10 protein-coding genes and 2 tRNA genes are annotated in these 9,105 nt (G+C 69.7%); 6 read left to right on the top strand and 6 right to left on the bottom strand.

Features of this window, described 5'->3' with window-relative positions:
• The 6 genes from AC5LUJ_RS12490 to AC5LUJ_RS12465 all read left to right on the top strand — a co-directional run.
• Positions 1-1,241, top strand: a 1,241-nt coding sequence (locus AC5LUJ_RS12490; protein WP_493464971.1) for an FtsK/SpoIIIE domain-containing protein, incomplete at its 5' end; no start/stop codon positions are given.
• Entirely contained in the window at positions 1,238-1,480 is a 243-nt protein-coding gene (locus tag AC5LUJ_RS12485; RefSeq protein WP_493464970.1) for a hypothetical protein, read from the top strand. The genes AC5LUJ_RS12490 and AC5LUJ_RS12485, both read left to right, overlap by 4 nt.
• Positions 1,477-3,198: a replication initiator gene (locus AC5LUJ_RS12480; RefSeq protein ID WP_493464969.1), complete on the top strand. Its 1,722-nt coding sequence runs from the start codon at positions 1,477-1,479 to the stop codon at positions 3,196-3,198. The genes AC5LUJ_RS12485 and AC5LUJ_RS12480 overlap by 4 nt, the downstream gene beginning before the upstream one ends.
• A gap of 34 nt (positions 3,199-3,232) precedes the next feature.
• Positions 3,233-3,427, top strand: a complete 195-nt coding sequence (locus AC5LUJ_RS12475) for a helix-turn-helix domain-containing protein (RefSeq protein WP_493464968.1) — start codon at positions 3,233-3,235, stop codon at positions 3,425-3,427.
• Between the two features lie 182 nt (positions 3,428-3,609).
• A complete protein-coding gene (locus AC5LUJ_RS12470; protein WP_493464967.1) occupies positions 3,610-3,942 on the top strand; it encodes a hypothetical protein in 333 nt (110 codons plus the stop codon).
• A gap of 209 nt (positions 3,943-4,151) precedes the next feature.
• Positions 4,152-5,363, top strand: coding sequence for a tyrosine-type recombinase/integrase (locus AC5LUJ_RS12465; RefSeq protein WP_493464966.1), 1,212 nt, complete (start codon positions 4,152-4,154; stop codon positions 5,361-5,363).
• A 71-nt stretch (positions 5,364-5,434) separates the two neighbouring features.
• Here the strand turns inward: AC5LUJ_RS12465 and AC5LUJ_RS12460 are convergent.
• From AC5LUJ_RS12460 to AC5LUJ_RS12435, 6 genes are all read right to left on the bottom strand, one after another.
• A tRNA-Phe gene (locus tag AC5LUJ_RS12460) sits at positions 5,435-5,511 on the bottom strand.
• 93 nt (positions 5,512-5,604) lie between these two features.
• Positions 5,605-5,679: transfer RNA gene (locus AC5LUJ_RS12455), tRNA-Asp, on the bottom strand.
• 365 nt (positions 5,680-6,044) lie between these two features.
• Positions 6,045-6,599 (bottom strand): hypothetical protein, encoded by a 555-nt coding sequence (locus AC5LUJ_RS12450; protein ID WP_250283705.1) that lies wholly within the window; start codon positions 6,597-6,599, stop codon positions 6,045-6,047.
• 228 nt (positions 6,600-6,827) lie between these two features.
• Complete coding sequence (locus AC5LUJ_RS12445) at positions 6,828-7,670, bottom strand: alpha/beta fold hydrolase (protein ID WP_445548204.1); 843 nt, start codon at positions 7,668-7,670, stop codon at positions 6,828-6,830.
• Positions 7,671-7,870: 200 nt separating this feature from the next.
• On the bottom strand, positions 7,871-8,251 hold the full coding sequence (locus tag AC5LUJ_RS12440) for an RNA-binding S4 domain-containing protein (protein ID WP_250283707.1): 381 nt from the start codon (positions 8,249-8,251) through the stop codon (positions 7,871-7,873).
• A 131-nt stretch (positions 8,252-8,382) separates the two neighbouring features.
• On the bottom strand, positions 8,383-9,105 hold a 723-nt coding region (locus AC5LUJ_RS12435; protein WP_493464965.1), incomplete at its 5' end, for a glycosyltransferase 87 family protein.

Here is a 9,105-nt window from a genome sequence, read left to right as displayed (position 1 = left end):
CCCGCTGGCTGCGCGCCCGGCTGCGGCTGCTGGCCGTCTACCGGTGGCGGTGGCGGCCGGTGATGGTGCACACCGGGCTGGCAATCCGCATCCCGGTGTCCAACGGCGACCGGGTCGCCTTCGCCGAAACCTTCCCCCGCATCCGCACGATCCGTTCCGACCGGTGGGCGGATCGGCTGCGGGTCGAACTGCTCTACGGGCAGACCCCGCCGCAGTGGGCGGAGCAGGCCGAGGCGCTGCGGCAGGCGTTCCGCGCCCAGACCTGCCGGATCCGCCCGGATACCCGAGTGGGATACATCTGGCTGGAGTTCACCCACCGTGACCCGCTGGCCGGCCTCGTCCCCCCGGCCGACCTCGACGGCCCGGACGCGGACGACGGAGACGACGACGGGTGGGATGACGACACGCCGGTGAACCTGACGGGAATCCCGATCGGCCGGCGGGAGGACGGCCAGCCCTGGCGGCTACCGGTCCGCGGCGCCCACGTGCTGGTGGCCGGGGCGACCGGGGCGGGGAAGAGCTCGGTGCTGTGGGCGACGATCCGCGGGCTCGGCCCGGCGGTGCGCGCCGGCCTGGTCGAACTGTGGATCGCCGACCCCAAGGGCGGAATGGAACTGGCGTTCGGCCGGGGCATGTTCACCCGGTTCGCCACCGACACCGCCGGCATCGCCGACCTGCTCGACGACGCCGTGACGGTCATGCGCGACCGGGCCGGACGGCTGCGCGGCGTGACCCGGCTGCACACCCCGACCGTAGACGAGCCGCTGATCGTCGTCATCGTCGACGAACTCGCCGCGCTCACCGCCTACGTCACCGACCGGGAACTCAAACGGCGGCTGGCCGCGTCCCTGCCGCTGCTGCTGTCGCAGGGCCGGGCACCCGGGGTGATGGTCATCGGCGCGGTGCAGGACCCGCGGAAAGAGGTGCTGCCGTTCCGGGACCTGTTCCCGGTCCGGGTGGCGCTGCGGCTGACCGAAGCCGACCAGGTCGATCTCGTGCTGGGCGACGGCGCCCGCGACCGCGGGGCACGGGCCGAGGAGATCCCCGACGGGCTGCCCGGGGTCGGCTATGTGCTCGCCGACGGGCAGGCCGACCCGGTGCGGGTGCGGGCCGCCTGGGTCGACGACGCCAAGATCTCCCGGATGGCGCACCGCTACCAACCGCCCGTGACCGGCACGGTAATCGGCCTGGACGATCTCGGCACAGGGTGGACCCCGGATGCCACCGGCTGGGCGGCATGACCGACCCGGACGGCTACGCCCCGGTGTATGTGCTGCCGCTGTGCGGCTGGTGCCGGCATCTGTGGGTGGCGCACCGGGCCGGCGCCGGTTGTCGGGTGCCGGTCGGGCGGGGGCGGGTGTGCGGCTGCCGGGAACCGCCCCCCGGCCACCCGCCCGGCCCCGACCCGGCCGGCGACGGCCAGGACCAGGACCACGACCACGACCACGACGATCAGGATCAGGAGGAGCGGGCCGCATGACGCACGGAACGGACCCCGCCGGCCTGCTGTCGGCGCATCCGGACAGTCCGACCGGCCCCGTCGCGACCACAGGCCCGGCGGCGGGGAGTCGGGCGGCGCGGCTGCGGCTGCCGCTGGCCCGGCAGGTCCTCGAGGCGGTCGCGGTCGACAACGGGGTGTGCCTCCGCCCGCTGGCCATGCGCCGGGTGGACCTGACCACCGGCGAGACGGAAACCGTCCCGGTGCCGTGCGGGGCCACCCTCGCCAGCAAGTGCCCGCCGTGCGCGGACCGCGCACGCAAACTGCGGATGGCGCAGTGCCAGGCCGGCTGGCACCTCGACGACGAACCGTTGCCCGACCCGGACCCGCCTGGCGACGACGCGAAAACCCTCGTCCAACTCCGCGCGGATCTCGAAGCCGTCCGCACCGACGCCGTCACCAGCCACAACGTCGAGCAGATCGCCGAAGCCGACGATCTGATCTCCCAGGTGGACGCCGCGTTGACCGATCTTGGTGTGCGCGGGACGACCGCGCCGGAGGTCCGGGAGCGGCCCCGGCGGACCCGGTCGACGAAACGGCGGCAGGATGCCCCCGACCTGCCCCGGCTGCCGGTGGACCGGCGCACCGTGGGGCGGACGTTCACCGCCCCCGACGGGATGGTGTGGCGGCCGTCGATGTTCCTGACGTTGACCTGCGACAGCTACGGCCGGGTGCACTCGGATGGCACCCCGGTGGACCCGACGTCGTACGACTACCGGCGGGCGGCCCGGGACGCGATCCACTTTCCCAAGCTGCTCGATCGGTTCTGGCAGAACCTGCGCCGGGCGGTCGGCTGGGAGGTGCAGTACTTCGCCGCCCTGGAGCCGCAACGGCGGCTGGCGCCGCATCTGCACGCGGCGATGCGCGGGACGATCCCGCGGGTGCTGCTGCGCCAGGTGGCGGCGGCCACCTATCACCAGGTGTGGTGGCCGGCGTGTGACCGGCCGGTCTACGCCCCGGGCCGGCTGCCGGTCTGGGACGAGCGGGCCGGCGGCTACACCGACCCGGACACCGGCGCACCGTTGCCGACCTGGGATGCGGCGCTGGATGCGCTCGGCGACGATGCCGAACCCGCGCACGTGGTCCGGTTCGGGGTGCAGGTCCGCGCGGACGGGATGACCGCGAACAACGTCAACACCGGCCGGTTGATCGGCTACCTGACCAAATATCTGACCAAGTCGTTGGACGCCTGCCATGCGGCGACCAGCGACGCGCAGCGGGCGCATGTGGACCGGCTCGCCGACGCCCTGCGCTACGAACCCTGCGCCCCGGGCTGTGCGAACTGGCTGCTCTACGGCGTCCAGCCGAAAAACCCGCGGGCCGGGCTCGTGCCCGGACGGTGCCGGGGCAAGGCCCACCGGCGCGAAACCCTCGGCTTCGGCGGCCGGCGGGTGCTGGTCAGCCGGAAGTGGTCGGGCAAGACCCTCGCCGACCACAAAGAAGATCGGAAAGTCTGGGTGCGGCAGCAACTTGCGGTCCTCGGTCACATCGACACCGGCGGCCAGGACGGCGGCGCCGACCGGGTGGTCTGGCAGCTTCTCCGACCCGGGGATCCGGCCACCCCGCGGCGTGAACACCTGCTCCTGCGTGCGGTTGCGGACCGCCACCGGTGGCGCGCCCAACTGGATGCGGCGCGGGCCGCGCGTGGACAGCCCGACCCGGTGTCGGCAACCGACCCTCTACTCCGCGATGCCGCATGATCTCCATGTCTTACGACGATTCCGGCGAGGAAGTATGAACAAGCTTCTCCTGACCGCGGCCGAAGCCGCCGCGGTCCTCGGTGTCGGCCGGTCCACCGTCTATGAACTGATGGCGGCGGGGCAGATCGAATCCGTCCGCATCGGACGGGCGCGGCGGATCCCACGGGCGGCGCTCGTCGCCTACGTCGACCGGCTCCGCGGCGCCCCGGGCACGGAGGCCGCAGCATGATCACATGCTGGTCCGCGCCGAACTGGACAGCCGGGTTTCGGCAGTGCATCACGCGCGGCGATGCGGCCCGTGGGCCTCCGGTCGTACAGACACAAAGATCTGTAAGGCGGTCCCGGCGGGTGCGCCAACACCACACCGGGACCTTGATCAGCACCCCTTAACAGCCAAGGGAGTACCGACCCGTGCCCATCATTCCGCCTGACCTCGACCCGCCGCGCGACCCCTCCGACGGACAGCCCTTCGTCCGCCTCGACGCCCCCGGCCACGGCTTCTACGAGATGACCGTCAAGCCGGGCGCCGACCCGTTCGACATCGCCCGGACCGCGGTCGCGATCCCCACCGACGCGGTGTTCGTCGAAGCCCTCGGAGACGTCGACGTGGTTCTGGTGTTCCGCGCGATCCCCGGCAGCGCGCTTCCGGCAGTCCCCATACCGCGCGGGCATGGCCCGGCTGGCGGCTGGGTGCCTGACGTCCGCCCGTATCGGATGGTTCCCGCGCAGCCTCAGCCGCGCTGACCAGGACTCGCGGTCCTTCCCCCATTTCTTTCCCGTTCCTCTGGTGGGCGTTACGCCCGTCGGGAGTGCGGACGGGTCCAGGGTCGGCGAAGCCGATCACGTAGTGACGCGTCAGCGCCCTGGACGCGGCCGGGCTCCCGACGGACCCTCCCCGCCCCAGAGGAGCGGGTCATCCATGCGCGACGAACTCGAAAGTGAGGCTCGTTCAGATGGCGAAGCGGATCAACGGTGAGGGCACCTACTATCAGCGCAAGGATGGGCGTTGGGAAGGTGCGGCCTACGTGCTGATGCCCGACGGAACGTACAAGCGACGCCGGGTCTACGGGAAGACGGACGAAGAGGTTCGGCAGAAGCTGACCGACCTCAAAGCAAGTTCCGACCAGGGCATTCCGGCAGAGGCCACGGGCTGGACGGTCGGGCGGTTCCTGACGTACTGGCTTGAGCAGATCGTGAAGCCGGCGTGCAAGCCGAGGACGTACCAGGGGTACGAAGTGGTGGTCCGGGTGCACCTTGTGCCTGCGCTCGGGAAGAAGAAGCTGAACAGGCTCACCGGGGCGGACGTACGGCTGTTCCTCCGGCGTCTGGAGAACATGTGCCTGTGCTGCCTTCACAAGACGGATCACAAGCGGGCCGAGGACGAGCGACGGTGCTGCGCGGCCGACCGGTGCTGCAAGTCGTTGCCGTCCCTCCGGCTGCGGCAGCAGGTCCATGCGGTGCTGCGCAACGCGCTGGAGGCGGCGGTCCGGGAGGAGCTGATCCGTCGAAACGTGGCGAAGCTGGTCAAGGTTTCAGGTCCGAAGTACAAGGTCAACCGCGGGCTGACCGTCGATCAGGCCCGCAAACTGCTGGTGGCGGCCGAGGACGACCGGTTGCACGCGCTCTACGTCCTGGCGCTGTTCCTGGGGCTCCGGCGCGGCGAGCTGCTCGGGCTGCACTGGTCGGACGTCGACCTTGACGCCGGGAGCCTCACCGTGCGGCGCAACCTGCAACGGGTCGATGGTGAGTTGCGGACGGTCATGCCGAAGACGGAGCGGTCGGAACGGACGATTCCGCTTCTCGGCGCCACGGCGGACGGGCTGCGTCGCCATGCGGACCGGCAACGGGAGGAAAGGTCCTACGCTGGGCCAGCCTGGGTGGAGACAGGCCACGTGTTCACAAGCACGATCGGTACGCCGATCGAGCCGGACAACCTCCGGCGGAGTTGGTATCCGCTACGCGAGAAGATCGGGGTCGAAGACGTCCGTTTTCATGATCTTCGGCATACCTGTGTGACCTTGCTCCTGCATCTGGGTGTGCCGCCGCACACAGTCCGAGACATCGCCGGACACGCGGCGATCGAAGTTACGATGACGATCTACGCACATACATCGCTCGATCAGATGCGAGAGGCGCTGACCAAGCTGGACGATCAGCTTCGCTGACGTTGCCGTCAGGGTTGCCGTCAACAATGACCAGGGATCATGGCCCGGAAGACGAAGCCGCAGATCAGAGGTGGTGGGCAGGGGCGGGGTCGAACCGCCGACCTTCCGCTTTTCAGGCGGACGCTCGTACCGACTGAGCTACCTGCCCCGGTGCGACCATCCTGTCATACGCGGGCCTAGCAGGCCACATCGATGGATGTCGTCAGCGTGCTGTCGCTGCTGGCATCCGATGACGTGAGCGCGGTCCCGACGGGATTCGAACCCGCGACCTCCGCCTTGACAGGGCGGCGTGAACTCCAGACTTCACCACGGGACCATGCTGTGCTGTTCAGTTGTATCACATGCCTTGCCGGTTGCCGCTGCCTGTCTTCAGTGAGAAGAGCCTGCCAGGATCATGTGATCATGTTCCTGAGAAGCTTCCTCCGGGGCCTCTGAGGTTGATCGGGGTTCCGGTCGACCAAGGCTCCGTCTGATGCTGGACAACAGCCTACAGCACGGCGGGAGCGTCCGGGGATGGAGGCTGGCGTGCCTGCGCACACGGCGGATCTTTCGAGTCCGGCAGGCCGTCCGACAGGGCCCGGACGGGCCGGTGGTGCGCCTGTCCGGGCCCTGTCGTGGGCCTGTGCGGAGCCGCCAGCCATGCTGGGGCCGCTGGCAGGCCCCGGCAGCAGGCTCCGCGGGTCAGTCCGGCAGCTCGGCGAGATGCTCGGCGGTGCGGGTGTCGCCGTCGACGGTCGCGGCCACCACCACGGTGGTTCCGGTCCTGAAGTCGCCGATGCCGGCGTCGTCACCGTCGGCCCAGAGGTCGGTGTCGCCGGTCACTGCGTAGGTGGCTTTGTACCCGTCCTTGCTGCTGATCGTGACCGAGGTCTGGGACAGGCTGGTCAGCTCGCCGCGCTGGTAGGTGATGACCTGGTAGCCGTCGTCCGTCCGGACCGTCGCGTCGCCGTGCAGCGGGCGGGACACGTCGACGCCGTCGACGCCGTCGCCGTCGTAGCCCCACCAGCCTGGGCCGCCGTGCCAGTGGTGATGCCTGTGTCGCGGCTGGTCGGAGTCCAGCGTGGTCGTGTCCTTGCTTGAGTCCTCGCCCGGTGACAGGGTGGTCGCCGCCCCGGCTGGGGAGATCAGGTTGGTGGGGCTGCCAGGTGAGGCGAGTGCTACCGCGGTGACGCCCGCGATGCTCAGAGTCCCGACTGTCGCGATCGTCGTGAGCGTGGTGCCAAGTCGAGGTCGCATCGTCGTCTACCCCCTTCGACGTACCCCAGCGGCACGTCTGATCCATTCCTAGCGTGGGCTGATCACCTGAGCCCTGAGTTCAGGAAGCGTTCAGAGTTTATGAGAACTCTCCGCTGTTGACTTGTTGCACTCAGTATTATCAACCTGTCTGAAGAGATTGCGGCCCGGAAAAACCAGGAGCCAACGGCCGGAAGGGCATCGGCCGGGAGGAAATCGCCGGAAGGGAGGTCACTGCTTGGTGAGGAAGCCGAGGAAGAGCGGGTTGACGACCTCGGGGTGGGTCCAGCCGATGTTGTGCGGGCCGCCGTCGACTTCGTGATACTGCGCGTTCCTGACCAGGGCCCGCAGCCGGCGCCCGGTGTTGTCGATGGGCAGGATGCGGTCCTCGGTGCCCTGCGCGACCAGCAGCGGGACGTTCGACAGCGCGGGCACGTCACCGCGGAAGTCGGTGCACCACGCGTCGACGCACCGCAACGTGCCGAGCGCCGAGGCGTCGGTGGCCACGGCCCAGGCGTGCTGCCAGGCCTGCTCGCTGGCGCGGGCGGTACCGCCGAAGACGTCCATGTTGTAGAAATTGTCGAGGAAAACCTTCTGATAGGCGAACCGGTCGTCACGGATGGCCTGCTTGGTCTCCTCGAACACCGTTGCCGGCACGCCTTCGGGATTGTCGTCGGTTTTCAGCAGATATGGTGCGAGCGGCGCGAACAGGGCCGCGGCGGCGACGCGGTCGGTGCCGTACGCGCCGATATAGCGGGTGATCTCGCCGGTGCCCATCGAGAAGCCGGCCAGGACGATGTCGCGCAGGTCGAGCGTTTCGATCAGCGCGTTCAGGTCGGCGGTGAACGTGTCGTAGTCGTAGCCGGTTACGGGCTGGCTGGACCTGCCGAATCCCCGGCGATCGTAGTGGATCACCCGATAGCCGGCGTCCAGCAGCATCGGGATCTGCTTCTCCCACGATGCCCCGTTGAGCGGGAAACCGTGGATCAGTACGACCGGCTGGCCGGATCCGTGGTCCTCGTAGTAGATATCGATATCGCCGGAATTCTCCTGGTCGACGGTTACATAAGGCATTTTCTCCCCCTTGCGCGGATGTACGTGACCGCTGGCAACGGTCGTACCCGGCCGGGTCGTGCGGCATCCATCCGTGACCGCGCGTCGCCCGCGGCATCGCCTGTCCGGGTCCACCCAGGCGCCCGGGCCCGGGTGCGGCTCGACGGCAGGTCCGCGGATTTTACAGGTCTACAGGTCTACAGGTCTACAGGTCTACAGGTCTACAGGTCGCGGTTGCGCAGGTGTTCCAGAGCGCGTCGGTCGCGTTTGGTCGGGCGTCCCGCGCCGCGGTCGCGGACACCCGTCGCCGCGACGCTCTCCCGTGCCGCCGGCGGCGGGCTGCGGTCGATGAAGCATTCTCCGGCGACGGTCGCGCTGACCCGTTTGTTGAGAACGCGGGTGACGACGATGGTCCGCTCGCGCCCGGCGTGCCGCACCCGTACCTCGTCCCCGGCATGCACCGCGTGGGCCGGCTTGACCCGCTCACCGTTGAGATGGACATGCCCGGCGCGGCAGGCCGCGGCCGCCTGCGACCGTGTACTGACCAGCCGTACGGACCAGATCCAGGCGTCGACCCGTACGCTCTCCTCCTGCGCCGCCATGACACGACTCTACGAATCCAACAGCCGCCTGGTCACCAGCCGGACGGAGGACAGGCGGGAGGCAAAGGAGCGGTGCGTACGCTCCATCCGTATGGCACTGGCGCATGGTGACGGGGTGAGATTACGAATTGTCACCGGAATCTCCTGCCCGTCCGAGTGGTTTGCTCACCGTCCGTACAGGGGGAGCTGAGGGCCATCATGCCCGCGCCGAACATGCGCGGAGGCCGGGTGGCACGTTGTCGTCGGCGCAGCAGGGCGGCGATGAGTACGACGAGCGCGGCGACGGCGTAGGAGAGGATTCGCAGCGTCCGGGCATCGCCTGGCAGATCCGTGAACAGGGAGACGTACACGGGATGACCGGCGGCTGCGACGGCGAGCCATTCCAGTCGGCCTGCGAGGACGGCGAGCGCCACCAGCAGAATGCCGTACCAGGGCTGGACCGGGGTGGCGATGAGAAAGGCGGCCCCGACGAGCCACAGCGCGGCCCGTTCGAGGGGAACCCGGCGCGGGTCGCAGCGCAGGACGGCCACGGTGACCATCGCCAGCACCGACACGGCGACGGCCTTGGCGACGGCCCCGTCGAGGCCGAGGGCTGTGAGCAGCAGGAAACGGCTGCCCCGGCCGTATCCCTCGACGTTGAGGTACTCCGGGAGAAAGCCGAGGGCCGCTGGCCCGACGGCCAGGACGTGGGGCAGGTAGGAGAGCCCGACGACCGTGACGGTCGCCCCGATCAGGGTGACCGGGCGGCGTCGGGCGGCTGCCGGCAGGAGCAGCGCCGGGTACAGCTTGACCGCCACCGCCGCCGCGAGCAGCATCCCGGCGACCCAGGCCCGGCGACGGGTGGGTGTTTCCCC

The sequence above is a fragment of the Protofrankia sp. CiP1_Cm_nod3 genome (assembly GCF_982290655.1).
This window is presented reverse-complemented; position numbering and strand designations above follow the sequence as displayed.

What these genes read in the sequence shown, in the direction of transcription:
- AC5LUJ_RS12440 (WP_250283707.1), bottom strand. Translation starts at nt 8,251, where the DNA reads ATGGCGGCGCAGGAGGAGAGCGTACGGGTCGACGCCTGGATCTGGTCC.
- AC5LUJ_RS12465 (WP_493464966.1), top strand. Translation starts at nt 4,152, where the DNA reads ATGGCGAAGCGGATCAACGGTGAGGGCACCTACTATCAGCGCAAGGAT.
- AC5LUJ_RS12445 (WP_445548204.1), bottom strand. Translation starts at nt 7,670, where the DNA reads ATGCCTTATGTAACCGTCGACCAGGAGAATTCCGGCGATATCGATATC.
- AC5LUJ_RS12475 (WP_493464968.1), top strand. Translation starts at nt 3,233, where the DNA reads ATGAACAAGCTTCTCCTGACCGCGGCCGAAGCCGCCGCGGTCCTCGGT.
- AC5LUJ_RS12480 (WP_493464969.1), top strand. Translation starts at nt 1,477, where the DNA reads ATGACGCACGGAACGGACCCCGCCGGCCTGCTGTCGGCGCATCCGGAC.
- AC5LUJ_RS12450 (WP_250283705.1), bottom strand. Translation starts at nt 6,599, where the DNA reads ATGCGACCTCGACTTGGCACCACGCTCACGACGATCGCGACAGTCGGG.
- AC5LUJ_RS12485 (WP_493464970.1), top strand. Translation starts at nt 1,238, where the DNA reads ATGACCGACCCGGACGGCTACGCCCCGGTGTATGTGCTGCCGCTGTGC.